Source organism: Actinoplanes sp. NPDC000266, assembly GCF_042899005.1.
GTDB lineage: Bacteria > Actinomycetota > Actinomycetes > Mycobacteriales > Micromonosporaceae > Actinoplanes.
The window spans coordinates 33,606-58,633 of record NZ_JBIAZI010000021.1 but is presented as its reverse complement, the minus strand read 5'-3'; the positions used below and the strand labels follow the sequence as shown (position 1 = coordinate 58,633).

Annotated in this window: 22 protein-coding genes and 2 pseudogenes; 14 read left to right on the top strand and 10 right to left on the bottom strand. The window is 71.2% G+C overall.

What is annotated here, in order from left to right; translation table 11 throughout:
* Positions 1-342 precede the first annotated feature (342 nt).
* The 4 genes and pseudogenes from ACFY36_RS49465 to ACFY36_RS49450 all read left to right on the top strand — a co-directional run.
* Positions 343-768: an integrase gene (locus tag ACFY36_RS49465; protein WP_499752891.1), complete on the top strand. Its 426-nt coding sequence runs from the start codon at positions 343-345 to the stop codon at positions 766-768.
* 47 nt (positions 769-815) lie between these two features.
* The gene (locus ACFY36_RS49460; protein WP_499752890.1) at positions 816-2,528 is read left to right on the top strand and encodes an MOSC domain-containing protein; all 1,713 of its coding nucleotides are present in this window, start codon (positions 816-818) and stop codon (positions 2,526-2,528) included.
* A gap of 64 nt (positions 2,529-2,592) precedes the next feature.
* Positions 2,593-2,784: pseudogene (locus ACFY36_RS49455) on the top strand (YciI family protein); the annotation flags it as partial.
* 71 nt (positions 2,785-2,855) lie between these two features.
* Positions 2,856-3,609: pseudogene (locus ACFY36_RS49450) on the top strand (RNA polymerase sigma factor); the annotation flags it as partial.
* Here ACFY36_RS49450 and ACFY36_RS49445 read toward each other — a convergent pair.
* Both ACFY36_RS49445 and ACFY36_RS49440 read right to left on the bottom strand, forming a co-directional pair.
* The gene (locus ACFY36_RS49445; RefSeq protein WP_499752889.1) at positions 3,584-4,261 is read right to left on the bottom strand and encodes a response regulator; all 678 of its coding nucleotides are present in this window, start codon (positions 4,259-4,261) and stop codon (positions 3,584-3,586) included. The pseudogene ACFY36_RS49450 and the gene ACFY36_RS49445 sit on opposite strands and share 26 nt — an antisense overlap.
* The gene (locus ACFY36_RS49440) at positions 4,236-5,372 is read right to left on the bottom strand and encodes a sensor histidine kinase (protein WP_499752888.1); all 1,137 of its coding nucleotides are present in this window, start codon (positions 5,370-5,372) and stop codon (positions 4,236-4,238) included. Before ACFY36_RS49440 ends, ACFY36_RS49445 begins: the two co-directional genes overlap by 26 nt.
* Before the next feature lie 176 nt (positions 5,373-5,548).
* Between ACFY36_RS49440 and ACFY36_RS49435 the strand changes: the two genes are divergently transcribed.
* A complete protein-coding gene (locus ACFY36_RS49435; RefSeq protein ID WP_499752887.1) occupies positions 5,549-7,693 on the top strand; it encodes an MMPL family transporter in 2,145 nt (714 codons plus the stop codon).
* Here the strand turns inward: ACFY36_RS49435 and ACFY36_RS49430 are convergent.
* From ACFY36_RS49430 to ACFY36_RS49410, 5 genes are all read right to left on the bottom strand, one after another.
* A complete protein-coding gene (locus tag ACFY36_RS49430; protein ID WP_499752886.1) occupies positions 7,686-8,228 on the bottom strand; it encodes a DUF4352 domain-containing protein in 543 nt (180 codons plus the stop codon). The genes ACFY36_RS49435 and ACFY36_RS49430 overlap by 8 nt on opposite strands.
* A 61-nt stretch (positions 8,229-8,289) precedes the next feature.
* The gene (locus ACFY36_RS49425) at positions 8,290-9,000 is read right to left on the bottom strand and encodes an ABC transporter permease (protein WP_499752885.1); all 711 of its coding nucleotides are present in this window, start codon (positions 8,998-9,000) and stop codon (positions 8,290-8,292) included.
* Positions 9,000-9,911: an ABC transporter ATP-binding protein gene (locus ACFY36_RS49420; protein WP_499752884.1), complete on the bottom strand. Its 912-nt coding sequence runs from the start codon at positions 9,909-9,911 to the stop codon at positions 9,000-9,002. The genes ACFY36_RS49425 and ACFY36_RS49420 overlap by 1 nt, the downstream gene beginning before the upstream one ends.
* The gene (locus tag ACFY36_RS49415) at positions 9,908-10,774 is read right to left on the bottom strand and encodes an ABC transporter permease (protein WP_499752883.1); all 867 of its coding nucleotides are present in this window, start codon (positions 10,772-10,774) and stop codon (positions 9,908-9,910) included. Before ACFY36_RS49415 ends, ACFY36_RS49420 begins: the two co-directional genes overlap by 4 nt.
* A complete protein-coding gene (locus ACFY36_RS49410; RefSeq protein WP_499752882.1) occupies positions 10,767-11,681 on the bottom strand; it encodes an ABC transporter ATP-binding protein in 915 nt (304 codons plus the stop codon). Before ACFY36_RS49410 ends, ACFY36_RS49415 begins: the two co-directional genes overlap by 8 nt.
* A 102-nt stretch (positions 11,682-11,783) precedes the next feature.
* Here ACFY36_RS49410 and ACFY36_RS49405 point away from each other — a divergent pair, with 102 nt between their 5' ends.
* Positions 11,784-12,140 (top strand): GNAT family N-acetyltransferase, encoded by a 357-nt coding sequence (locus ACFY36_RS49405; protein WP_499752881.1) that lies wholly within the window; start codon positions 11,784-11,786, stop codon positions 12,138-12,140.
* 50 nt (positions 12,141-12,190) lie between these two features.
* Here the strand turns inward: ACFY36_RS49405 and ACFY36_RS49400 are convergent, their stop codons facing one another.
* The gene (locus ACFY36_RS49400) at positions 12,191-13,042 is read right to left on the bottom strand and encodes a hypothetical protein (protein WP_499752880.1); all 852 of its coding nucleotides are present in this window, start codon (positions 13,040-13,042) and stop codon (positions 12,191-12,193) included.
* 9 nt (positions 13,043-13,051) lie between these two features.
* Positions 13,052-14,398: a glycoside hydrolase family 26 protein gene (locus ACFY36_RS49395; RefSeq protein WP_499752879.1), complete on the bottom strand. Its 1,347-nt coding sequence runs from the start codon at positions 14,396-14,398 to the stop codon at positions 13,052-13,054.
* Between the two features lie 146 nt (positions 14,399-14,544).
* On the opposite strand from ACFY36_RS49395, the gene cysC reads away from it, so the two are divergent.
* The 8 genes from cysC (at position 14,545) to ACFY36_RS49355 (ending at position 24,642) form a co-directional block, all read left to right on the top strand.
* Complete coding sequence (gene cysC / locus ACFY36_RS49390) at positions 14,545-16,050, top strand: adenylyl-sulfate kinase (protein WP_499752942.1); 1,506 nt, start codon at positions 14,545-14,547, stop codon at positions 16,048-16,050.
* 94 nt (positions 16,051-16,144) lie between these two features.
* On the top strand, positions 16,145-17,887 hold the full coding sequence (locus ACFY36_RS49385; protein ID WP_499752878.1) for a Wzz/FepE/Etk N-terminal domain-containing protein: 1,743 nt from the start codon (positions 16,145-16,147) through the stop codon (positions 17,885-17,887).
* A complete protein-coding gene (locus ACFY36_RS49380; protein ID WP_499752877.1) occupies positions 17,884-19,251 on the top strand; it encodes a hypothetical protein in 1,368 nt (455 codons plus the stop codon). Before ACFY36_RS49385 ends, ACFY36_RS49380 begins: the two co-directional genes overlap by 4 nt.
* Positions 19,248-20,477: a hypothetical protein gene (locus ACFY36_RS49375; protein WP_499752876.1), complete on the top strand. Its 1,230-nt coding sequence runs from the start codon at positions 19,248-19,250 to the stop codon at positions 20,475-20,477. The genes ACFY36_RS49380 and ACFY36_RS49375 overlap by 4 nt, the downstream gene beginning before the upstream one ends.
* 2 nt (positions 20,478-20,479) lie before the next feature.
* A complete protein-coding gene (locus tag ACFY36_RS49370; protein ID WP_499752875.1) occupies positions 20,480-21,361 on the top strand; it encodes a sulfotransferase family protein in 882 nt (293 codons plus the stop codon).
* Positions 21,322-22,893, top strand: coding sequence for an MATE family efflux transporter (locus ACFY36_RS49365; protein ID WP_499752874.1), 1,572 nt, complete (start codon positions 21,322-21,324; stop codon positions 22,891-22,893). The genes ACFY36_RS49370 and ACFY36_RS49365 overlap by 40 nt, the downstream gene beginning before the upstream one ends.
* On the top strand, positions 22,890-23,651 hold the full coding sequence (locus ACFY36_RS49360; RefSeq protein ID WP_499752873.1) for a methyltransferase domain-containing protein: 762 nt from the start codon (positions 22,890-22,892) through the stop codon (positions 23,649-23,651). Before ACFY36_RS49365 ends, ACFY36_RS49360 begins: the two co-directional genes overlap by 4 nt.
* Entirely contained in the window at positions 23,611-24,642 is a 1,032-nt protein-coding gene (locus tag ACFY36_RS49355) for a glycosyl hydrolase (RefSeq protein WP_499752872.1), read from the top strand. The genes ACFY36_RS49360 and ACFY36_RS49355 overlap by 41 nt, the downstream gene beginning before the upstream one ends.
* Here ACFY36_RS49355 and ACFY36_RS49350 read toward each other — a convergent pair.
* The gene (locus ACFY36_RS49350) at positions 24,632-25,006 is read right to left on the bottom strand and encodes a VOC family protein (RefSeq protein ID WP_499752871.1); all 375 of its coding nucleotides are present in this window, start codon (positions 25,004-25,006) and stop codon (positions 24,632-24,634) included. The genes ACFY36_RS49355 and ACFY36_RS49350 overlap by 11 nt on opposite strands.
* Between the last annotated feature and the right edge of the window lie 22 nt (positions 25,007-25,028).

Genomic DNA, 25,028 nt, shown 5'->3' with positions numbered 1-25,028 from the left:
CGGTCGGCACACGTCTCGAACGGTCATCGTGAACGGTTTCGCCTCCCATGTCCGAACCGTGCCGCCGACGCCGTTGAGCCGATAGCGGCCTACGATCTGGTCGCCGTCCCCGGTGAGAAACCGTCGCTCGAGCTCTCCTCTGATCCAATCCGGTAGCACGTGTTCCTTGGTGTTCTCGCCCGACCTTCCACACCAGACACATGAACTCAGCTCAGCCACAAGCAACCATGACTCGGCCGCTTCTCGGATCGCCATCCCTCGGATGGGCGAACGGTCAACGCCGGCTAAATGCGTTGGCGGTGGGCCGGGGAACGGGCAGGATTTCGGCTCGGGGGGATCGACATGAGGACTCGGCTGCGGCGGCTGCACATCGGGGCGCGGAGCTTCGCCTGGCGTGCGGTCGTCGATCACGTGCAGGGCAGCGGCGACTGTCACCGGTGTGTCCGGGTCCGGGCCTGGGGCGCCGGCAAGACGGGCCGGGCTCTGCAGGTCGATCTGCTGTCGACGGCCTGGCCCGCGCCCTGGGGCGCCTGCGCCACCGACGGGGCCTATCCGGCTTCGGCCGATGTCCGGGCGACCATCGACTACGCCCTCAAGCACGGCTGGGAGCCGGAGCTTCGCGGTGGCACGTTCGTGCTGTCGGAGGCCGAGCACTCGGGGTGTTTCGCCTTGCCCGGTTTCCTGCTGACCGACCGCCTGCGGACACCCGGCGGCGACGATCCCACGGGCCGGGTGATCAGGGCCTACGAGGCGCGTGGGAGAGGGTGACGGTCGTCACCGCCACGGTCGGGGCTCTGAAGTCGCAAGATGTGGGGATGGCGATGTTGCGATCGGTCAACGTCGGCCTGCCCAAGGATGTGTCGTGGCGCGGGCGGACCGTCTTCACCGGCATCTGGAAAGCGCCCGTCGACGGGGCGGCCATGGTGCGGCGCCTCAACATCGACGGGGACGGGCAGGGGGATCTGGGCGGGCACGGCGGTGAGCAGCGGGCCGTGTTCGTCTACCAGCTGGAGTCGTACGACTATTGGCGGAAGTTCCTCGGCCGCGACGATTTCGAGTTCGGGCAGTTCGGGGAGAACTTCACGGTCGACGGGCTGGCCGACGACGAGGTCTGCGTCGGCGACCGCTACCGGATCGGGGCGGCGCTGTTCGAGGTGACGCAGCCCCGGGTCACCTGCTACCGGGTCGGCATCCGGATGGACGACCCGCGGATGCCGTCGCTTCTCGTCCAGCATCGGCGGCCCGGTTTCTACTTCCGGGTCCTCGAGGAGGGCGAGGTCCGGGCCGGCGACGAGATCGTCAAGGTGGCCGACGGGCCGGAGGGCCTCACCGTGTCCGAAGTGGACGGCCTGCTCTATCTGCCGGGCCATCCGCGCGAGAAGATCGAGCGGGCGCTGCGGATCCCGGCGCTCAGCCCGGGCTGGCAGGGGTCGTTCCGGGCGATGCTCGACCAGCCGGAGACGGCGAGCGGCAACGCCGGGCTGGTCGACGCCGTGCCGCCGCCGGCCTGGGGTGGTTTCCGGGCGTTGCGGGTGGCCGCCGTCGAGCGGGAGAGCAGCACGATCACGTCGGTGCGGCTGGCCGATCCGGACGGGAACCCTCTGCCCGCGGCACTTCCAGGCCAGTTCTTGACGGTACGTCTGCGCGCGGGCCTCGTCCGCAGCTATTCGCTGTCCGGAAGGCCGGGCGACGCCGCGTACCGGATCAGCGTCAAGCGCGAGCCGCACGGTGCCGGCAGCGAATATCTGCACACCCACGTCCGCGCCGGCGACCTGCTCGACGTCGCCGCGCCGCGCGGTTCGTTCGTCCTGCGGCCCGGCACGACGCCGGTGGTGCTGATCAGCGGCGGCGTCGGCGCCACGCCCGTACTGGCCATGCTGCACGAACTCGCCGAGCATCAGCCCGATCGCGAGGTGTGGTGGGTGCAGGCGGCCCGCGACGGCGACGAGCGGCCCTTCGCGGCCGAGGCGGCCGCCCTGCTGGCGCGCCTGCCCAACGCCCACACGTACGTCTGTTTCAGCCGTCCCCGCCCGCAGGACCGCGACTACGACTACACCGGCCGCCTCTCCGCCGACGTGCTGCGGACGCTGAACCTGCCGGCCGGCGCCGACGTCTACCTCTGCGGTCCCGCCGCTATGGAAGAGAGTGTCACCACGGCCTTCCCGGCCGGGCTCGTGCACACCGAGGTCTTCGGGGCGCACGCCGCCCTGACCCCCGGCATCAGCGCCAAACCGGCCCGGCCGCCGCATCCGCCGGAGGGCGAGAAGGGCACCGGGCCGTCGGTGTCGTTCGTCCGCAGCGACCTGACCGTCCCCTGGCCCGACGGCGAGACCAGCCTGCTCGACCTGGCCGAGGCCTGCGACGTGCCCGTGCGCTGGTCCTGCCGCGTCGGCGTCTGCCACAACTGCGAGTCGGGCCTGCTCTCCGGCGAGGTCACGTACACCACCGAGCCGGTCGACCCGCCGGCCGAGGGCAACGTGCTGATCTGCTCGTCCCAGCCCCGCGGTGACGTCGTCCTCGATCTTTGACGCGCTGTCGAATCTGGCCCACCCCATTCGACGGAAGAGCGACGGAGACACGAGGGAGGACATCATGGCGCAGTACGCCGTTCTGATCTACGCGGCCGAGGGACCCGAGGAGGACCTGGCCGCGCACGACCGGCACGCCGCCGATCTGGCCGAGTCCGGCGGTCTGGTGGCGGCGTTCGCGCTGGAGCCGGGCGCGACCGCCACGGCGATCCGCGACGAGGTGCTGACCGACGGCCCGTTCGTGGAGGCCAAGGAGGTCATCGCCGGCTTCTACGTGATCGAGGCGCCCGACCTGGACGCCGCGCTGCGCGTGGCCGGCCGCAACGCCTCACCGCCTGGGCGTCCGGCGGCGTGCCGGCCAACCCGGCCGCGTGGCTCACCACCACGGCGAGGCGGCGCGCCATCGACGCCGTCCGGCGCGAACAGGCGTACCGGGCCAAGCTCATGCTCCTCGAACGGCCGGGCGAACCGCGTGAGGTGGCCGCGGAACCGGCGCCCGAGGACCCGCTCGGTCTGATCTTCCTCTGCTGCCATCCGGCACTGGCCCCTCAGGTGCGGCCCGCGCTCACGCTGCGGCTGGTCTGCGGGCTGACCACCGCGGAGATCGCCCAGGCGTTCCTGGTGTCCGAGCCGACGATGGCGGCCCGGCTGACCAGGGCCAAGAAGAAGATCTCGGCGGCCCGGATCCCGTTCCGGATGCCGGGACCGGCCGAGCTTCCCGGTCGCCTGCCGGCCGTCCTGGGCGTCATCCACCTGCTGTTCACGACCGGGCACACCGCGCCGTCCGGCCCGGCGCTGGTCCGGGCCGACCTCACCGTGAACGCCCTCCGGGACGGCCGCCCGGGGCGGTATGTGCTGCAAGCCCGGGCGGGCCCTGCCCGAGGTGGAGCGGCTGGAACGCGACGGCCGGCTCGCCGGCTACCGCTATCTGCCGGCGGTCAAGGCCGACCTTCTGCGGCGGCTGGGACGGGACGGCGAGGCCGTGCTCGCCTATCAGCGGGCGCTGGAGCTGACCGCGAATGAGGCCGAACGGGCGTTTCTCACCGAGCGGATCGTCAAGGCAGCGGGTCGCCCGGTCTGACCAGGCCGCTCTGGTAGGCCAGGACGACCAGCTGGGCGCGGTCGCGGGCGTTGAGCTTGGCCATCGCGCGGTTGACGTGGGTCTTGGCGGTCAGCGGGGAGACGTAGAGGCGGGTGGCGATGTCCTCGTTCGACAGGCCGTGCGCGACCAGCACCAGGATCTCGCGCTCGCGGTCGGTGAGGACGTCGAGGGCGGCCAGCGCCTCCGCCGGTGGCGGGCGCAGCTGGTCGAGGAAGCGGCCGACCAGGCCCTGGGTGGCGCGCGGGGACAGCAGGGCCTCGCCGCCGGCCACCACGCGGATCGCGTTCACCAGGTCGGCCGGGTCGACGTTCTTGCCGAGGAAGCCGCTGGCGCCGGCCTGCAGGGCGAGGACCACGTTGTCGTCGTTCTCGAACGTGGTGAGCACCAGAACCCGTACCCCCGCCAAATGGTCGTCGGCGCAGATGCGCCGTGTCGCCTCGAGCCCGTCCATGTGCGGCATCCGGATGTCCATCAGCACGACGTCGACGCGGGCCGAGCGGGCCAGCTCGACCGCCGCCTTGCCGTCGGAGGCCTCGCCGGCGACCTCCAGGCCCTCCTCGGCGTCGAGGATCATCTTGAAGCCGGCCCGGATCAGCGCCTGATCGTCAGCAAGCAGCACGCGAATGGTCAACGGTGGTTCCTCTCAGGGGCAGCACGGCGTGCACCCGATATCGGCCCGCGTCGTCGGGGCCGGTGGTCAAGGTTCCGTGCGCGGCGGCGGCCCGCTCCCGCATGCCGATGAGCCCGAAACCGGATCCGGAACGCGTGTTCACCCGGTACGGGACGATCGTGTTGGTGACGCCGACGGTGATCGCGTCGGTGTCGTACGAGATGTCGAGATTCGCGGTTCCGTCGCCGTACCGGTGAGCGTTCGTCAGCGCCTCCTGCACGATCCGGTATGCGGCCAGGTCGGTCATCGCGGGCAGCGTTCGTGGAGAGCCGCGCTGGTCGAGGCGTACCCGGAAACCGGCCGCACCCAGACCGCTCAGCAGCTCCGGCAGACGGTCGAGACCGGAGGTCGGCTCCGTCGTGTCGGCCTCGTCGGGATCCCGCAGCACGCCGATCACCGACTGGATCTCGCGGAGCACGGTGTCGGCCGCGTCGCGGATGTGACCGAGCACCGGCCAGACCTGCTCGGGATGCTTCTGCAGCACGTGCCCGGCCGCGCCGGCCTGCACGCTGATCACCGCGATGTGGTGGGCCACCACGTCGTGCAGCTCGCGCGCGATGCGCAGCCGCTCGTCCATCACCCGCCGCCGGGCTTCTTCCTCGCGGGTCTGTTCCGCTTGGCGGGCCCTCTCGGTCACTTCGGCGATGTACGCCCGGCGCGAGCGCACGCCCAGGCCGAGGCCGGCGCCGCCGAAGATCCACGAGAACGCGGCCAGCGACTGGATGTTCCACCAACTGCTCGTGTCCGCGATCAGGCCGGTCACGAAGATCGCGGCCGACACCGCACACGCGTACTCCCGGGGGCGGAACGGCACCGCGTACATGACCACGCCGAGCGCCAGCAGCAGGCCCCCCGACGGCGCCTTGACGGCAATGGTCACCAGTGTGGCCACCGTGACCACGGCGAGAGTGGGCAGAGGCCATCGCCGGCGGGCGAAGACGGCCAGGACGGCGATCGTCGTGAGCAGCACATATCGCCGTTCGCCCTGAGCCTCTTCGAGCTTGATGGTGGCCCAGCCGAGCAGAACGGCGATGAGCAGATCCCGCAGCAGGGACTCGGCCTTCGTCTTCATCACCCACGACGGTAGGCGCAGCCGTCGCGCCCCGGCGTCGTCTCCCAGTAGTAGCAGCCCCGCGGCGGATATACCGCGGGCGCAGTAGTGGCCGTCCGCGCTCGGACGACGCCTTTCCGCGCGCGTTTCGGGACCGTTGAGGGGTCACTCTTCTCGACCTCTCGAAGGGCTCTCAGGTGGCGACTCTCCTCTACCGGCTCGGCCGGTTCTCGTTCCGGCGGCGCCGCCGGGTGACCGTGATGTGGCTGCTGCTGTTCGCCCTGATGGGCGTCGGCGCGGCCACCCTGTCCGGCCCGACCAGCGGCTCCTTCTCCATCCCGGGCACCGAGTCGTTCCGGGCCATGGAGGTGATCGGCGAGAAGATGGGCGGCGGCGGCGCTGACAGCGCGTCGGCCCAGGTGGTCTTCACGGTCGACGGGGCCACGAAGCTGACCGACACCGATCAGCAGGCGGCGCTGAAGCGGGCGGTGACCGCGCTGCGCGGCGCGCCCGACGTCGGCGCGGTCTCGGAGCCGACGGTGTCGGCCGACAAGCAGACCGCGTACGCCACCGTCACCTACAAGGTCACCGCCGAGGAGGTGACCGAGCACGACCGGGAGTCCCTGTACGAGGCCGGGCGCACCGCCGAGTCGGCCGGTGTCGAGGTGGAGTACGGCGGCACCGCCACCCAGGCCTCCGAGGCCGGCGGCGCGACCGAGGCCATCGGCGTCGTGGTGGCCGCGGTGGTCCTGGTCATCACGTTCGGCGCGCTCGTCGCGGCCGGGCTGCCGCTGCTCACCGCCCTGCTCAGCGTGGGCGTCGGCATGCTCGGCATCCAGATCGCCACCGGCTTCTTCGACCTCAGCGGCTCGACCTCGGCCCTGGCCACGATGCTGGGCCTGGCCGTCGGCATCGACTACGCGCTGTTCGTCGTCTCCCGCTATCGGCACGAGCTGGCCGAGGGCCGCGACAAGGAGGAGGCGGCCGGCCGCGCGATCGGCACCGCCGGATCCGCGGTCGTCTTCGCCGGCCTCACCGTGATCATCGCGCTGGCCGCGCTCTCGGTGGTCGGCATCGGCTTCCTCACCAGCATGGGCCTGGCCGCCGCGGGCACCGTCGCGGTCGCCGTGCTGATCACGCTCACCCTGCTGCCGGCCCTGCTCGGCTTCGCCGGCGACAAGATCATGGCCAAGAAGCGCCGGCGGGCCACCACCGGCATGACGTTCGGCGAGCGCTGGGCCCGGCTCGTGGTGCGCCGCCGCGTCCCCGCCCTGCTGATGGCGGCCGGCGTGCTGGCCGTGATCGCCATCCCGGCCACCAGCCTGCGGCTGGCCCTGCCCGACGACAGCACCGCGGCCGTCGACTCGACCCAGCGCAAGGCGTACGACCAGCTCGCCGAGGGCTTCGGGGCCGGCTTCAACGGGCCGCTGATCATCGTCGTCGAGGCGCCGGCCGGTCAGGCCGCCGGCGCCGCCGAGCGGGCCTCGAAGGTCATCGGCGGGCTGGACGACGTGGTCGCGGTGACCCCGGCGACCGTCAACAAGGCCGGCGACACCGCCCTGCTGACCGTCATTCCGGGGAGCGGGCCGAGCAGCGCCGCCACCCAGGACCTGGTCACCGCGATCCGGGCCCACCAGGTGGCCGGGGCGACGCTGGCCGTCACCGGCACCACGGCCATCAACATCGACGTGTCGGAGAAGCTGAACGACGCGCTCATCCCGTATCTGGCCGTGGTCGTCGGCCTGGCCATCCTGCTGCTGATGCTGGTGTTCCGCAGCATCGCGGTGCCGATCAAGGCCACGCTCGGCTTCCTGCTCTCGGTGGCGGCCACGTTCGGCGCGGTGGTCGCGGTCTTCCAGTGGGGATGGCTCTCCGGGCTGCTCGGCCTGGACACCACCGGGCCGATCGTGAGCCTCATGCCGATCTTCCTGATCGGCGTGCTGTTCGGCCTGGCCATGGACTACGAGGTCTTCCTGGTCACCCGGGCCCGCGAGGAGTTCGTGCACGGCGCCTCACCGGACGAGGCGGTGATCTCCGGCGTGAAGCACGGGGCCCGGGTGGTGACGGCCGCGGCCCTCATCATGATCAGCGTCTTCGCCGGCTTCATCCTGGCCGACGACGCGATCATCAAGTCGCTCGGTTTCGCGCTCGCCTTCGGCGTCGCGGTGGATGCCTTCCTCGTACGGATGACGATCGTGCCCGCCGTGCTGTCGCTGCTGGGCCGGTCGGCGTGGTGGCTGCCGCGCTGGCTCGACCGGGCCCTGCCCAACGTCGACATCGAGGGCGAGAAGCTCACCTCGGCCGTCCGGGAGGACCCTGAACTGGTGGGCGCCGCTAGGTGAGAGCGACCTTGGCGCCGGTGGTGTGGAACGACTCGTGCAGCACCACCGTCGCCAGGGTCCCGCCCTTGGGCAGGTCGAAGACGAGCGTCCCCTTCGCCTCCGAACTCGGGGCGATCGGGTTGACGAAGTTCCGGTCGGGGTTCGCGATGACCTCGGCCTGCATGTCGGTGGAGTATTCGGCGCCCTCGGCGTCATAGCCCTTCTGGGCCGTGGTGTCGAAGGTGACCGGCTTGGAGGAGCCGTTGCGGGCGACGATGTCGACCAGGCAGTACGAGCCCTTGGGCTCGAGGTCGACCGAGCCGTCGCCGATCGAGCCGACCCGGCAGCGCACGGCCATCACCCGGAAGATGAACTTGCCGTCGACGACCGCGACGTTGAGCTGGGCGCCCTCGGTGGTGAGGACCTCGCCGTCGTCGCGTTCACGCCACTTGGCGTACGCCAGCAGGGCGGCGGCGGCCAGGACGGCGAGGACGACGAAGCCACCGAGGACGCGCGGCCATCGCGACTTTGCGGGTGCTTGCGCGGGAGCGATCACGCAACACATCCAAACGATGACCGTCACCGTCCGCAGTGGCCCGTTCAGCCATACTTCAGCTTCAGCTCGTCTCGCCCGCCATGCTGAACGACCCGAGCCGGTTGATCGCGTAGAGCGTGCCGCCGACCAGGAAGATCACGCTCATGATCACGGACACCGGCAGCGACACCTCGCCGTCGAGCACGGCGCTCGGCGCGATCTTGTCGGCGATGCCGATGACGTACTGCTCGATCGAGAGCACCCGCGTCCCGCTGACGAAACGGCCGAGAAGACCTTCCCAGACCAGGATGTACGCCAGACCGACCAGCACGGGCCGGCGGGTCAGCAGGCTCAGCAGCAGGAACAGCGCCGAGTAGGCGAGCGCGCCGGCCACCGCGCCGATCACGAGGGCGAAACCGAGCTTCACCGACTCGACCAGCGCTCCCACCACGAACAGCGGGATCGCGGCCGTCAGGGCGGTCACCCCGGACGCCACCAGCAGTTTGGCCAGGATGATGTCGCGGCGCGGCAGCGGCTTGGTCAGGATGTGGATGATCGTGCCGTCGTCGACCTCGGAGCCGAGCACGCCGGTGCCGACGATCAGGGCCGTCACCGGGAGCACGACGGCCAGGCCGAGACCGACCACGACCGGCTCGCCCCAGTCGGCCGGGCTGACGTCGTACGCCTTGCAGATCAGCGCCAGGCCGATGAGCAGTAGCGGAAGCGGCAGCAGGAGCAACGCCCGGCGGCGGCCGAACAGGCCCCGGAAGGTGATGTAGGCGACCGTGGACATCATGCCTCCAGCAGGTAGGAGAAGACGCTCTCCAGCGACTCGTCGGACGGCAGCAGCTTGCGCAGCCGGATGCCCTCGCCGAGGGCGATGCGCGGCAGCGCGCGGGTGAAGCTGCCGTAGTCGGAGGCGCGCACGGTCAGCCCGGTCGCCTCGATCTCCACGCCGCTCACCGATTTCTCCCCGATGAGCGCGACCGCCAGCTTGCGGTCGTCGGAGCTCTGCACAGCGAACACGTGCGGGCGGTTCGTCATCAGCCGGCGGATCCGCCGGTAGTCGCCGGAGGCGGCCAGCCGGCCCGCGACGATCACCTGGACCAGGCCGGAGAGCTGCTCGACCTCCTCCAGGATGTGCGAGCTGAACAGGATCGTGTGGCCCTGGTCGCCCAGCGTGTGCAGCAGCTCCATCATGTGCATGCGCTGCCGCGGGTCCATGCCGTTGAACGGCTCGTCGAGCAGCAGCACCTGCGGCTCGTGGACGAGGGCGGCGGCCACCCGGGTGCGCTGGCGCATGCCCTTGGAGAACGTGTCGATCCGCCTGTCCTGGGCGCCGGTCATCTCGACCAGCTCCAGCGCGCGCTTGGCGGCGCCGGCCGGGTCGGGCAGCTTCTGCATCTTGGCGCAGGCCACCACGAACTCGCGGGCGGTGAGGAAGCCGTGCACGGCCTCCCGCTCGGCGACCAGCCCGAGCGTGCCGTAGATGGACGGGTTGCGCCAGGTCGGCGCCCCGTCGATGCTGACGGCGCCCTTCGACGGGGCGAGGAAGCCGGCCATCATGTGCAGCACCGTGGTCTTGCCGGCGCCGTTCGGGCCGAGCAGGCCGGTCACGCCCGGCTGCAGGGTCATGCTGACGTCGTTGACCGCGACCACGTTGCCGTACCAGCGGGAGACGTTCTGAAGCTCGACGACACTCACAGCGCAGCCACCTTCCGGTACCGGGCCAGCAGAAGCAGAAGGGCGGCGGCGACCAGGCAGACGGCCTCGATGCCGTAGATCGGGCCGAAGCGGCCCACGTCCAGGCCCAGATCGACGCCGTCGCGCAGCCAGATCTGCACGCCGTTGATCAGCGACATGGGGCTGGCCAGGCCGGCCAGGTTCTGCGCGGTCTCCGACGGCAGGATGCTGAGCACGGCGACCACCGGGGCGGTCATCAGGAAGAAGGCGACGATGCCGCCGGCCGCGAACGCGCGCTTGCCGGTCAGCGAGGCGACCAGCAGGCTGATCGAGGCGAAGAGCACGGCCCAGAGCAGGCTGTACGCCCAGCCCGGCAGCAACTCGCCGTAGAACTCCTCCCACACCTTGCCGATCCCGCCGTCGATGGTGAACGCGGCGGTCAGGAACATGATCAGCTGCGGCACGCCGAGCAGCAGGAACACCGCGGTGACCAGGGCCGCGAACTTGGCCGCGACGTAGTCGGCGGCGCGCAGCGGCCGGCTGAAGTACAGCGGCAGCACGTTCGAGCGGATGTCCCGCGACATCAGCTCCGGGGCGACGATCGCCACGAAGAAGATGATCAGCCAGGTCATCGTGTCGTCGAAGGTGAAGTAGTCGAACAGGATCACGTCGACCTGGGCCCGCACCGCGGCGTTGATCACCGCGACCAGCAGGACGATGCCCACCACCAGCCACGGGAAGATCTTCGACTTGAACGAGCGGCCCAGCCCGAACGCGGCCCGCAGACCGTGCTGGTAGAGAGCGGCGAACACCGAGGCGCGGCCCAGGCGGGGGCCCTCGTACCGCTGATATCCGATGTCGTGGATGACGCCGGCGTCAGACATCGGCCGTCTCCTTCGTGGTGAAGAGCTCGGCCACCCGGTGGCGTCGCTGGTCGAGGCGGTGCAGCGGCAGGTCGAGCTCGGCCACGGCGCGCAGGATCTCGTCGTACGAGCTCTCCGAATCGAGCGGGACGAGCAGCTGCCGGCCCTCCCGGGTGACGTCGAGCCGCAGGTGGGTCAGGGCGTCGAAGAGCTCGTCCATGCCCTCGGAGACCTCGACCGCGAGCACGTCCGAGGCGGCCGTCATCGCGGAGATGCGGTCGGCCCGCAGCAGCCGGCCGGCCTCGATCGCGATGAGCGAGTCACAGATCCGCTCCACCTCGCCGAGCAGGTGGGAGCAGACGACGACCGAGATGCCGAACTCGGTGCCGATGCGGTGCACCAGCGCCAGCATGGCGTCCCGGCCGGCCGGGTCGAGGCCGTTGGTGGGCTCGTCGAGCAGCAGGAGATCGGGGTCGTGCACGAGCGCCTGGGCCAGCTTGACCCGCTGCTTCATGCCGGTGGAATAGCCGCCGATCTGCCGGTAGCGCTCCTCGTAGAGCCCGACGTGGCGCAGCGCCTCGGAGGCCCGCTCCCGCGCCGCCGTCTTGGGCAGCCCGCTGAGCCGGCCGAGGTGGGTGACGAACTCGGCCGCGGACACGTCCGGCGGCAGGCTGTCGTTCTCCGGCATATATCCGACCCGCGCCCGCACCTGATCGGTCTGCACGACCGGATCGAGGCCGAACACCCGCACGCTCCCACTCGTGGGCGCGATGAGCCCCAGCATGATCTTGATGAACGTGCTCTTCCCGGCGCCGTTGGCGCCGACCAGCCCGATCACGCCCGCCTCGACGTCGACGGTGAGATCGCCGAGAGCGGTCACCCCGCCCCCGTACGTCTTCGTCAATGACTGTGTCGCGATGATGGTCACGGGCTCAGCCTAGGAAGCCGGTGCACCCGGCGGATCCGGTGGAACCCTGAGAGCGCCTACAGGGTCTCTCAGCTCACTCTCAGGTTGAGGTACGGTGCGCCGGTGCCGTCCACGTATCCACCCTTGAACCTGGCCGTACACACACCGCGGCTGACCCTGGCCGCCGCCGCCCGGGGCCGGGGCCTGGGCAAGGAGTCCCGGGCGGCGATCCTGCACCTGGCCTTCGAGGGTTTCGGCGCGAGGGAGGCGGGAAGCGACGCCTTCACCGACGACCACGCCTCGAACCGCGTCTCCGAGTCCCTCGGCTACACCCGGAACGGCTCCGACTGGGCCACCCGCCGGGGAGAGCCGGCCGAACTGCAGCGCTGGCGCCTGACCCGGGCCGCGTGGACCCCACGCCGCCGCCCCGACATCACCCTCACCGGCGTCGAGGAGTGCAAGCCCGCCCTCGGCCTGTAGCCGTGTCCCAAGCGGTCCGGCCCGCAACCGCCACAGCTGCGGTGAGGCCGTCAGGGAGTGGCCCGGGCTCGGATCACCAGGGCGATGCCGAACAGGGCGGGCAGCAGCATCACCTGAGGGAGCAGGGCGATCAGGCCGTGGCCGGTCAGGCGCCAGTCGGTCCACAGGCCGATCGCGGCGGCGACGGTGACGATGGTCAGGCCGATCGACGTGTCCCTGGTCGCGGGGCGGGGTGCGGGTGGCGGCAAAGGGCGGTCGGGTTCCAGCGCGATGCCGGCGATCAAGCGGCGGTAAGCCTCGGGCGTGCCGATCTGCTCGCGTTCCGATGGGTGGGCCACGTAGAAGCGGAGCGCGGCCGCCACAAAAGCGCCGGACGTCCCGTCGAAGATCAGGGTGTCGCGGTTGGCCGGGCGGCCGGTTGTCTCGGGCTCACCGTGGGCGGCGATGGTGATCTCGCCGTCCAGGTCGTTGCGGGGCTGGGTCTCGGACAGCGCCGGCCAGGGGTGGAAGAGCGTGCCGGCCAGCTTGTCAGCCCGTACACCCGTGGGGGTGAAGGTGACCCCGGTGCCGTGCCAGAGGCCGTACGCGTAAAAAGGCAGAGGCGCGAGTGTGGCGATCAGCAGGACCACCCACGCGGTTCTGTCGGGCTCGGCGAGGCCCAGCGACAGGCAGGCGGCGATCAGCGCGAAATGGGCCAGGCCGGCCAGGATCAGCGCGGGGCCCCGTGGCGTCGTGAAGCCGGGCATCGACGGCGTTCGGGGGCGTTCGGCCACGAACCAGGCCAGCAGGGCCAGGGCCACCGCCGCGCCGAGCAGCAGGGCGCCCCGGTGGGCCAGGGCCAGGATGACGAGAACCGCCGCGCCTCCCACGAGGGTGGCGCGGCGGTGCCGGACGATGAGCACGGACGGAAGCTAGCGGCGCGGGGTGACGGCAACCTGAAAAATGGGCAAACGGCCGAGCTTGCGGTACGCGTCGAGCGCGGCCCGGGTGCTGTCCACCGAGGAGTCCTGGCCTTTTTGATTGCTCGGGGTCTCGAACTGCACCATCGCCTTGATCCGCGGGAACTTGCGGATGTCGTCGCCCATCCGGCGGTAGAAGTCGGCCTTGTACTTCGTGTTCCGCTTCGACGACCAGACGCCCCACTCGGCCAGCATGAGCGGCTTGTTCGGGTGGCGGGCCACCGCCCAGCTGTAGAAGCCGGGCCACGCGCGCTTGCCCTCGAGGCGGCGGTTGAGGATCTCGGCGAAGTTCCCGTGGCCGTATCCGGGGTCGCTGTAGGCGTACGTGTCGAAGCCGATCCAGTCGACCACGTCGTCGCCGGGGTACATGTGGTTGAACCAGCTCTTCTGCGCGTGCGGCACGTACGCCATGTGCACGAGCACGGAGACGATGTTGTCGGCGCCCTTGGCCCGCAGGCGCTTCACCACGTGGCGGTACATGGCGGCGTAGTCGCGGGCCGTGTAGCCGGAGCCGGCCTTCTCGCGGACGTCGTTCTCGCCCTCGTGGTGCACGGCGAAGAAGAACTGCTCGGGGAAATTCTTCTTGATGTGTACGGCGAGCCGGTCGATGAACGCGTCGGTGCGGCGGTCACCCTTGGCGATCTTGGCCCAGGACGCGGACTCCGGCTTCCAGTTGAGGAACAGGATGCGCTTGCGGCCGGGCTGGTGCGCGATCGCGATCTCCTGCTCGGTCGGGAACAACTGCCGCGTCCCGCCGTGATAGGCGTGGTAGATCGCCTGGTGGCGGCCGGTCTTGCGCTCGAACCGGGAGAGGGCGGAGGCGCCGCGGCTCTCGGTGTGCGCGCCCGGGGCCACGCCCCACAGGACGCCGCAGGTCGGCACCAGGTTGTGGCCGGTGTAGCAGCGTCCCCCGCGACGCTGCTGCTGCGGTTGCTGCTGCTGTGGCTGGGTGACGGCGGCGGCGAAGCCGGGCGCGGCGATGTTGGCGATCCGCGGCGCCGGCGCGGGCGCGAGCACGGACGCGGCGGCGCCGGCGGCCGAGGTGGCCGCGGCCGAAGCCGAGGCCGCGGTCGAAGGAGCGGCCGACGACGGCGCGCGGAAGACCGGCGGCGCGACGCCCGGTTCCGCCGTTTCCGGAGCTTCGGGCGGCGACATGGCCGGCACGGAGACGGTCGGGTCGCTGAGCCCGAGTCCGATCTGGTCGGTACCGCCGGTCCACGCCCAAGCGAGCGTGGCCGCGACCGAAAGTGCGAATGCCGTAGGTATCGCGGCGAACTGAACAAGCCTTCGTCGACTCACGATCAGCCAGTATTAGGGCTTTAGTCCGTTTTGTCTAATACCTGACGGGAAAAGGTGGAGGGGAGACCCATCTCGACCACGATCACGCGGGCTGCCAAACTGTCCCCTTAGTCGGCCCGCAGGGGGATACGGAAGTGAATGGTTCGATGCTGCCCGAGGACGTGCTGCGCGACGCCCCGTCGTACACGCCGCACCCGCACGAGCTGGCGGACCTCGAACTTCTGCTCTCCGGCGCCTATGCGCCGCTCATCGGCTTCCTGGGCCGCGCCGATCTGCACGCGCTGCGCCGCCGCGGCCGGCTGGCCGACGGCACGCCGTGGCCGGTGCCGGTCACATTGGAGGTTCCCGAGGAGATCGCCGGGCGGCTGAACCTCGAGGACCCCCTGCGCCGCATGGTCATCCTCACCGACCCCGAGGGCGCGCCGGTGGCCGCGCTCGAGGTCTCCGACGTCTGGCCGTCGCGCGAGCGCGAGTGGGGCGTCGGCGGCCGGGTGACCCGGATGGGCGACGGCGGCCACGGCCCGTTCCAGCGCCTGCGCCGGACGCCCGAGGAGGTCCGCGCCCTGCTCCCACCGGGCCGGGTCCTGGGCGTGATCGCCGACCGGCCGCTGCACCGCCCGCAGCTCGCCCAGATCTCGCACGCCGCCCGCACGCTCGGCGCCCATCTGCTGATCCTGATCCCGGTGATCGGCCCCGGCCCGGACGGGCTGCCGCCCGAGGCGCTGGTCCGCACGATCTTCGCCGCCCGCGACCGGATGCCCCCGGCCACGATCGTCGCCGTGCCGCTGCTGCCGCGCGGCGACGAGCTGCGCGACGCCCTGCTGCGGGCCCGCGTCGCCAAGTCGTACGGCGTGACCCATGTGCTCTCCACCGGCGACATGCTCTCCGGCGGCAACCTGCGGGTGCTGGTGCCGCGCGAGCTGGCGTACGACAACCGGGACGGCCAGTGGCGCTGGCGCGACGACATCCCGCCGCGCAACCGCCGCCTGGCGATGACCCCGGCCGAGATCGACGACCTGCTCGACCGCGGCTTCCCGCTGCCCGAGTGGCACACTCCCCCGGCCGTGGCCAAGGAGCTGGTGCGGGTCCGGCCGCCGCGCCGGCACCGCGGACTCGTGGTCTTCTTCACCGGCTTCTCCGGCTCCGGCAAGTCGACGATCGCGCGCGGCCTGGCCGACACGCTGCGCGAGAGCGGCGACCGCACGATCACCCTGCTCGACGGCGACGTGGTGCGCCGCGAGCTCTCGGCCGGGCTGGGCTTCAGCAAGGCCGACCGCGACCGCAACGTGCGCCGCATCGGCTGGGTCGCGGCCGAGGTCGGCCGCCATCGCGGCATGGCCGTGGCCTGCCCGATCGCGCCGTACGAGAGCGCCCGTGCGGCCGTGCGGGCGATGGCCGTCGAGGCCGGCGCCGGCTTCGTGCTGGTGCACGTGAACACGCCGCTCGAGGTCTGCGAGCAGCGCGACCGCAAGGGCCTGTACGCCCGGGCCCGGGCCGGCCAGCTGCGCGGCATGACCGGCATCGACGACCCGTACGAGGAGCCGGCCGACGCCGAGCTGACCATCGACACGACGACCATGTCGGTGGCCGAGGCCATCGAGATGGTGATCGCTTATCTGGTGGAAAGCGGCTGGGTGGAGCCGAAAATGTAAGGGACCCATCACGTCGGCGGGAGTGAGGCGTTGAGCCCTTGGGGGCGAAACGCCCAAAAGAACCTCACTCCACCCCCGAAAGGGCCGCCAACCGATGGAAGCGTCACGCCCCGCGGATGTCTCGCACTATCTCGGTGTCTTCCGCCGGCACTGGTGGATCGCACTGATCGCGACGGGCGCCGGACTCGGTGCGGGTGCGGGCCTGACCTCGGCGATGCCCAAGGTCTACCAGTCGTCCACGGCCGTGCTCGTGCAGGCCGTCGACCAGGACACCAACGCGCAGGGCGGCCGCACCAAGGGCTCGGTCAACCTGGACACCGAGGCCCAGCTGGTCGGCTCGGGCGCGGTTGCCACCAAGGCGGCGGCGCTGCTGCGCAGCGACCGGTCGCCGATCGAGCTGGCCAAGGACGTCTCGGTCGAGGTGCCGGCCAACACCACGGTCCTCATGGTCACTTTCAAGTCCGACTCGCCGGAGGGCGCGCAGGCCGGCTCGCACGCGTTCGCCGAGGCCTATCTGCGCAACCGCGAGGAGACCGCGCAGAACGGCCTCGACCAGCAGATCAAGACGCTCTCGGCGAAGATCAAGCAGCTCACCACGACGCTGACCGGCATCAACGCCCGGCTGGCCCGGGCAACCCGGGGCAGCTCGGACGAGAGCAACCTGCAGAGCCTGCGGCAGAACTCGCAGAACCAGCTCAACGGCATGACCGGCAAGCTGAACGAGCTGACCACGACCACCGTCGGCGCGGGCAGCATCATCAGCGACGCCCGCCTGCCCGAGGACCCGGTCAGCCCCAAACCCATGATCAACATTTCCACCGGCGGCATGCTCGGCCTGCTGCTGGGCCTCGCTCTGGCCTTCGTCCGGGAGCGGTACGACCGGCGGCTGCGCTCGGCGGCCGACGTGCGTGACCGCGGGCGGATGAACGTGCTGGCCGCGCTCGACGAGCGGACCACCCCGCACTTCGACGACGTCCTGCAGCCGTACGGCGCCGGCGGCCGGGTCTTCAACCGGCTGCGCAACGAGGTGCTGGCCACCCTGCCGCCCGAGGCCCGGACCATCGTGGTGACCGGGGCCAGCCGCGGCTCGGCCAGCACCCTGGTGGCCGCGAACCTGGCCGCCGCCCTGGCCCGCACCGGCAGCGACGTCGTGCTGATCGGCGCCCACCTGCCGGACAGCGTCGTCGACGCGGCCCCGCTGGCCCGGATGCTCGGCGTCTCGGCCGTGCCCGGCCTGTCCGACCTGCTGGCCGGCCGGGTCGGCCTGTCCCGCGCGCTCCAGCGCTGCCCGCGCATCCCGTCGCTGCGGGTGATCACCACCGGCGGCGCCGCCACCGCGGCCGGGCTGATGCAGTCGCAGCGGCTCCGCGACACCCTGGAGACGCTGCGGAGCCAGGGCGGCTACGTGGTCATCGAGGCCCCGTCGACCGCGAGCAGCGCCGACGCGCAAAGCCTGGCCAGCCTGGCCGACGCCGCGATCCTCGCGGTCGAGCTGCGCCGGGCCCGCCGCCCCGCTCTGCTCGACGCGGCCGAGCAGCTCCAGCGCGTCGGTACTCCGCTGCTGGGCGCCGTTGTGCTGCCGCATCTGACCAACCTGCGTACGGCCGAAGCCGCCGCACCCGTCGTGACCCTGACGCCCGCGCCGGCGTCGTCGGGCCCCCGGCCCGACGAGACGGCCGTGCTGACCGCGCCCCAGCGCTTCCCGACCAACACGGTGTCATCGGCCGAGAAGGCCGCGCTGCGCCAGCGCGACGTGAACCACGCGGACGAGATCACCGCCGTGATCGACATGTCGGGCGCGGTCAAGGACATCGCCAAGGACGGCGACAAGAAGTGACCCAGACGGCCCCCACCCCGGCGCGTGTAGCGGGCGGGGCGGCTCACGGTGCGCCGAAGCGGAGGGATCTGCCGGCCTGGCCGGTGGCGAGCATCCTGGCGTTCTACCCGATCTGGTGGGCGCTCGGCCTCGGCGTGCTGATCTTCGCGGTGATGGCCGTGCCGATGCTGTTCCTGCTGATCCGGCGCCGCGCCGCCGGCCGCCCGCTGCGGCTGCCGCCCGGCTTCGCCTTCTGGGTGATCTTCCTGGCGGCCGTGGTGGTCAGCATCGGCGCGCTCGGCGCCGACCCGGCCGGCACGGTGGCCGAGCATGCGACGGGCCGTCTGCCCGCCGTGGCTTACAAGGCTTTGATGTACGCCTCGCTGACCGTCCTGCTGGTCTACGCGGGCAACCTGACCGAGGCCGAACTGCCCAAGCGCCGGCTGGTGAAGCTGCTCGGCTGGCTGTTCGTGGTGACCGTGCTGGGCGGGCTGCTCGGCATGGTGGCGGGCACGTTCGAGTTCACCTCGCCGGTGGAGTGGCTGCTGCCCTCGGGCGTACGGAACAAGGGTTTTGTGCAGTCCCTGGTCCATCCCTACGCGGCCCAGATCATGGACATCGTCGGCGAGGGGCAGCCGCGCCCGGCCGCGCCGTGGGGCTACACCAACACCTGGGGCAACAACTTCTGCCTTCTGGTCGGCTGGCTGATCGTGGCCGCCCGTACCTCGCGGGCGAAATTCTGGACGACCGTCTGCCTGGCCGTCTCGATCGTGCCCGCGGTCGTCTCGCTCAACCGCGGGCTGTGGATCGGCATCGGCGTGCTGGTCGTCTACGTGGCCGCCCGCTACGTGCTGGCCGGCAAGCTCTGGATCATCGGAGCGGTCCTGGTCGCCGGGGTCATGCTCGCCGTCACGCTCGTCGCCACCCCCCTCGGCGACGTGGTCGGGGCCCGGATGGACAACGGCAAGTCCAACGGCGTCCGCTCGTTCCTCATCGACCGGGCCCTGGACGGCTTCACCGGCTCCCCCGTCGTCGGCTACGGCGGCACGCGCAACACCCTCGGCGGCCGCAACTCCATCACCGTGGGCGAGAGCGCCGGCTGCGAGCGCTGCGGCAACTTCACCGTCGGCGGCAACGGGCAGCTGTGGCAGTTGCTCTACGCACACGGTGCGGTGGGCACGGTGGGTTATCTCGGTTTCTTCGCGTACGGCCTGTGGCGGTTCCGCCGCGACCGCAGCGCGATCGGGGTGGCCGGCAGCGCCGCCATCGTCACCTCGTTCTCGGCGATGCTCTGGTACAACTCGCTTGTCACCCCCCTGGCCTTCACCGTTCTGGCGTTCGCGCTGCTCTGGCGCAATTCATCCGAGGGGGACACGACGACATGAGTCCGGTCAAGACGGCGCCGGCCGAGCTGACCGCGGGCGACGCGGAGCTGCGTACGCGGTACCTGACCGAGGTGCTCGACCTTCTCTACCCGCGGCCTTGCCGTACGGACGGTTCGCCGGGCACCCCCATCGCCGAATATCTGGTGGTTCCCGACGCGCGGCGGCCCCGCCTGCTGGTGCCCTCGATGTCGCGCCGGGTGGCGGCCGCGGCCGTACGCCGGTACGCGGAACCGCAGTCACGGGCGGCCCGGCTCAAGCGGGAGGCGGTGGTGGCCGCGGTCCGCACGGGGGCCTCCGGCGTGCTGCTGCGCGACCGGGTCCGGGTCACCGGCCCGTACTCCCAATGCATCGACGGCTATCTGAGCGAGGCGCTGGGCCGCGAGCTGGCGGTCAGCGTCCACATCGGCCCGGCCCGGGCCAACCGCAAGCCGGTGCTCCAGCTGCTCAGCCCGGACGGTGACACGTTCGGTTTCGGCAAGCTCGGCACCGGGCCGCTCACCCAGCGGCTGGTCCGCGCGGAGTCGGCGGCGCTGACCGCGCTCGGCAACAGCGGACTGACCAAGCTGACCGTGCCGCGGGTGCTGCACGCCGGCGAGTGGCGCGGGTTGCAGGTGCTGGTCCAGTCGGCGCTGCCGGTGTGGCTGCCGCGCGCGCCGCTGAGCCAGCGGCGCCTGGTCGCGGCGATGCTCGACATCGCCGGATGCTGCGGATATACGACCGGGACCCTGGCCGGCGGCGCCTACTGGCACGAGCTGCGCGGCCGCCTGGCCGCGGTGAGCGACCGGCCCGAGGGGGTCAGCCTGGCCTCGGCGGCCGAGCTGCTGGTGCGCCGCGGCGGCGAGCTGACCTTCCGCTACGGCGCGTGGCACGGCGACTGGGCGCCCTGGAACATGGCCAACCTGGCCGACGCGCTGCTGGTCTGGGACTGGGAGCGGTTCGCGACCGGGGTGCCGCTGGGCTTCGACGCCATCCACCACGAGCTCCAGAAGCGCATCCAGTCCACTGAGGACGCCCGGGACGCCGTCGAGGCGACCGTGAAGCGCGCGGGCGAGCTGCTGGCGCCGTTCGGTGTGGTGCCCGAGGGCCGCGAGGTGACCGCGCTGCTCTACCTCGTCGATCTCGCCACCCGATATCTGACCGACCGCCAGGCCGAGGCCGGCGCCCGCTTGGGCGTGCTCGGCACCTGGCTGCTCCCGGTGCTGATCCGCCGGGTCGAGGAGCTGTGACCATGGACGTACGCAAGATGCCGGCGCCGATGAAGCGCGTGGTGCACCTGGGCTCGCGCTCCTACGGCCGGCTCACCGCGCCGGGCCGGATGACGCCGTCGTTCCTGATCTGCGGTGGCCAGCGCTGCGGCACGACGTCGCTCTACCGGGCCATGGCCGAGCATCCGGTCGTGCTCAAGGCCGTGCTGCACAAGGGCGTGCACTACTTCGACACCTCGTACGGGCGCGGCATGGGCTGGTACAAGGCCCACTTCCCGCTCACCCGCGGCGCCGACAAGATCGCCGAGCGGTACGGGGTCGCGGCGCAGACCTTCGAGTCGAGCCCGTACTACATGTACCACCCGCAGGCGGCGGCCCGGATCGCGCGCGACCTGCCCCACGCGAAGCTGATCGTGCTGGTCCGCGACCCGGTCGAGCGGGCCTATTCGCAGCACCACCACGAGGTGGCCCGCGACTTCGAGCCGGAGCGCGACTTCGGCGCGGCGCTCGCCCTGGAGGCGGCCCGCCTGCACAAGCAGGAGGAGAAGCTGGCCGAGGATCCGGAGTACTACAGCTTCAGCCACCAGCACCACGCCTATCGGGCCCGCGGCGAGTACGCCCGCTATCTGAGCGTGATGGCCCAGCATGTGGGCCGGGAGCGGATCCACGTGGTGGAGAGCGAGCGGTTCTTCGCCGAGCCGGAGGACGTGTACGACGAGGTCTGCGACTTCCTGGGGCTGCCGAACTATCTCGAGCGGCCGCCGTTCGAGCGGCACAACGCCCGCCCGCGCCAGGCCGACATGGATCCGGCGCTGCGGCGCGAGCTCACCGACTACTACCTGCCCCACGACGAGGCCCTCGCGCGGTGGCTGGGGCGTATGCCGATCTGGCGCCGTACGACATGACCGCGGTTCTGGATCGTTCGGGCTCCACCAAAGCCGCGGCTCGCGGCGGGCTGGCCAACATGGTGGGCTCGGCGCTGGCCGGCGGCACCGGCGTGGTGGTCACGTGGGTGGTGGCCCGGTCGCTCGGCGCCGAGCAGGCCGGGGCGTTCTTCGCCGCCACGGCCGCCTTCGTGCTGACCGGCGGGCTGGCCAAGCTCGGCACCCAGACCGGGCTGGTCTACTGGCCGGCCCGGCTGCGGGCCACCGGGCGGGCCCACCTGCTCGGCGCGTGCCTGCGGGCCGGGCTGACGCCGGTCGTGGTGGTCTCGGTCCTGCTCGCGGCGGCGATGTGGCTGACCGCGCCGGTGATCGCGCGGATCACGGCACACGACGCCGGGCACGTCGTCGACGCGCACACGGCCGGGTTGCGGGTGCTGGCCGCGTTCCTGCCGTTGCAGGCGCTGACCGACGCGCTGCTCACGGCGACCCGCGGCTATCGGGCGATGCGGCCGACCGTGCTGCTCGACCGGGTGCTGCGTAACCTTCTGCAGGTCGCACTGATCGGGCTGGCGGCATTGTGGACGGCCGGGTCGCTGCCCGGTTTCGCGCTCGCCTGGGCCGCTGCTTATCTGCCGGTCGCGGTGCTGGCGGCGTACAGCCTCAGAAAGGTCTATCGCGCGGGAAAGCCGCCCGGGGTGACCACCCACCGGGCCGAGCGCGTCAGCGTCCGCCGGGACTTCTGGCGGTTCACCGGGCCGCGTGCGCTGGCCAGCGTGGCCCAGCTGGCCCTGCAGCGGGTGGACGTGCTGCTGGTGGCGGCCCTGGCCGGTCTGGCCCCGGCCGCCGTCTACGCCGTGGCCGGGCGGTTCGTCGTGCTGATCCAGTTCGCCAATCAGGGGATCTCGCAATCGGTGCAGCCGCGGCTGGCCGAGGCGCTGGCCACCGGCGACCGGCGCGGCGCCAACCACCTGTACCAGACGGCGACCGGCTGGCTCGTGTTCGTGACCTGGCCGATCATCCTGCTGGTGATCCTGTTCGCGCCGCTGTGGCTGCGGCTGTTCGGTGAGCACTACGCGAGCGAGGGACGGGTCGTGGTAATCGTGCTGGCCGGCGCGATGCTGGTCGCCACCGGCTGCGGCATGGTCGACATGGTGCTGGCCATGGCCGGGCGCACCTCGTGGAACCTGGCCAACGTGCTGATCGCGCTGGTCGTCACGATCGGGCTCGACGTGCTGCTCATCCCCCGGCACGGCGCGCTGGGCGCGGCGATCGGGCTGGCCTGCGCGATGGTCGCCAACAACCTGCTGCCGCTGATCCAGGTCGGGCGGGCGGTGGGGCTGCACCCGTTCGGGCGCGGGACGCGGGCGGCTGGACTGCTGGCGGTCGCCTGTTTCGGCGTACTCCCCTGGGCCGTCACCGCGATCGCCGGAACCGGCGGCACCGGACTGACCCTCGCGGCGCTGGCCGCCGTTCCCGCCTATTGCGGCGGCGCCTGGCTGCTGCGCACACGCCTTGCTCTGGACGCCTTCAAACCTTCGAGGAGGACGAGTTGACCACCGACTACACCAAGGTGTTCCAGGACACCGACGCGGTCGAGAAGTACGAGAACATCACCTACGCGCCGGACAGCTACGCCTCGCAGATCAACGAGCGGCAGCAGGACTATCTGCGCACGCTGGTACGGCGCGAGTTCGGCCCGCTGGCGCCGGTGCAGCACGACTTCGCCTGCGGCACCGGGCGGGCCATCCGGATCCTGCACGGGCTGGTCCGCGAGGCGCACGGCTACGACACGTCGGCCGAGATGATGGCGAAGGCGGCCGAGGTCGGCTCGCGGGCGAACTGGCACCAGGTGGCGGTGGACGGCCCGGTGCCGCATCCGGTGCCGGCCGGCTTCCCGGCCATCGTGACGATGTTCCGGCTGCTGCTCAATGTGGACTCTTCTATCAGAGACCGCGCGCTCGCTTTTGCGGCCAAGGCGCTGCCCTCGCGGGACTCGGGCGTGCTGGTGGTGGAGAACCACGGAAACGCGGCATCGGTGCGGCATCTGCGGGCCCGCAAGCATCAGGGGCAGCGGTGGTTCGCGGAGTTGTCGCACGAGGAGGTGGCGGCGCTGTTCGAACGGCACGGCTTCGAGATCGTCGAGCGGCGGGGCTTCTCGATGATCACCCCGTCGCTGCACGGGAACCCGGTGGCCCGGGCCGTCGACGCGGCCGCGCGGCGAATGCCGGGCAGTGACTCGTATGCCGTGAACGTCCTCTACACCGCGCGCCGTGTCCACCACGCCGACCTTCCCAGCGACCACCATGCGTAGATTTGCGCTGATCTTAGTGGTGGTCCTTTTTGTCGGTGCTTGCTCATTTGGTCGGGACAAAAAGGACATCGATCAACCTCCGGCGCCGCCCGATCTGTCCGCGGCGCCGGCCGCGGTCGCCGTCCAGCAAGGGCCCTTCACCTCGGGGCCGGTGCGCGCGCCGCGGCGCGGGGCGCTCGTCGGGGCGTGGATCAAGCCGGACGCGCTGACCCACGTGGGCCGGCTCGCCGCGGTGGACAGCCTCCAGGCCGACCTGGGCCGGCGGCTGAGCATCGTGAACACGTACCGGCGCTTCGAGCAGATGGTGGGAACCCCGTCCGACAAGGAGTTCCTGGCCCGGGGCGCGACGTTGATGGTGAGCTGGGCGACCGGCGACAACCGGTCCATCCTGGACGGTGAGCACGACGACCTGATCCGCAAGCAGGCCAAGGCCGTACGCAAGCTGAAGGTCCCGGTGCTGCTGAGAATGCGCTGGGAGATGGACCGTCCGAACCTGCGCGCGACGATGTGGTCGGGTGCGGATTACATCGCGGCCTGGAAGTACGTCCGGAAGATCTTCGACGAGGAGCGGGCGAAGAACGTCTCGTGGGTGTGGTGCCCGACCGCCGAGGGGTTCATCAGGGGCGACGCGCCGGGCTTCTACCCGGGCGACGACCAGGTCGACTGGACGTGCGTCGACGTGTACGCCGGCGAGAAGTTCCAGCCGATCGGCCAGCTGATGGGCCCGTTCCTGACGTGGGCGGCCCAGCGCCCGAAACCGATCGTGATCGGCGAGTTCGGCGTGGCCAAGGCATGGGGTTCAGCCGGCCGAGCGGACTGGTTGAAGGACGCGGGCAGAACATTCAAGGCCAACCCGCAGATCAAGGCGATCGCGTACTTCGAATCGGACCCGGAGGGCAACGGCCCGAACAAGCAGTTCCAGCTCACGGGCGACAAGGCGGCGTTCAAGGCCTTCCACAGACTGGTCCGGGACCCGTACTTCAATCCGTGACGGCTTCGAGGAACTCGAGCCGGTTGCCGTGATCGTCAGATGAGTAGAACCGCCGGTGGCCCGGAAAGTGGGAATCCCACTGAACCGGGCGACCGGCGGTTTCCAGTTTGGCCGCGAGACCATCAAGACCATTGACGAGTACGCCGGGGTGAGCCCGCTGGGCGGCCACAAAATCCGGCACGGGGCTGACGTGGATCTCCCAGCCGCCCCCACGGAACCAGCACCCACCACGGGCGGCGAGCGCGGGCGGCTTGGTCAGTTCCACCATGCCAAGGACACCGGCGTAGAAGCCGCGAGCGAGGTCTTCGCCGCCGGGCGGGCAGAGGACTTGGACGTGGTGGAGCCGATCGAAGTCGAAGGTCATGCCCGCAGAGTACCTTGCAAAC

Coding starts and splice junctions, on each gene's coding strand:
- ACFY36_RS49370 (WP_499752875.1), top strand. CDS start 20,480: ATGGACGTACGCAAGATGCCGGCGCCGATGAAGCGCGTGGTGCACCTG.
- ACFY36_RS49350 (WP_499752871.1), bottom strand. CDS start 25,006: ATGACCTTCGACTTCGATCGGCTCCACCACGTCCAAGTCCTCTGCCCG.
- ACFY36_RS49440 (WP_499752888.1), bottom strand. CDS start 5,372: ATGAAGACGAAGGCCGAGTCCCTGCTGCGGGATCTGCTCATCGCCGTT.
- ACFY36_RS49415 (WP_499752883.1), bottom strand. CDS start 10,774: ATGTCTGACGCCGGCGTCATCCACGACATCGGATATCAGCGGTACGAG.
- cysC (WP_499752942.1), top strand. CDS start 14,545: ATGCTGCCCGAGGACGTGCTGCGCGACGCCCCGTCGTACACGCCGCAC.
- ACFY36_RS49385 (WP_499752878.1), top strand. CDS start 16,145: ATGGAAGCGTCACGCCCCGCGGATGTCTCGCACTATCTCGGTGTCTTC.
- ACFY36_RS49425 (WP_499752885.1), bottom strand. CDS start 9,000: ATGTCCACGGTCGCCTACATCACCTTCCGGGGCCTGTTCGGCCGCCGC.
- ACFY36_RS49375 (WP_499752876.1), top strand. CDS start 19,248: ATGAGTCCGGTCAAGACGGCGCCGGCCGAGCTGACCGCGGGCGACGCG.
- ACFY36_RS49465 (WP_499752891.1), top strand. CDS start 343: ATGAGGACTCGGCTGCGGCGGCTGCACATCGGGGCGCGGAGCTTCGCC.
- ACFY36_RS49460 (WP_499752890.1), top strand. CDS start 816: ATGGCGATGTTGCGATCGGTCAACGTCGGCCTGCCCAAGGATGTGTCG.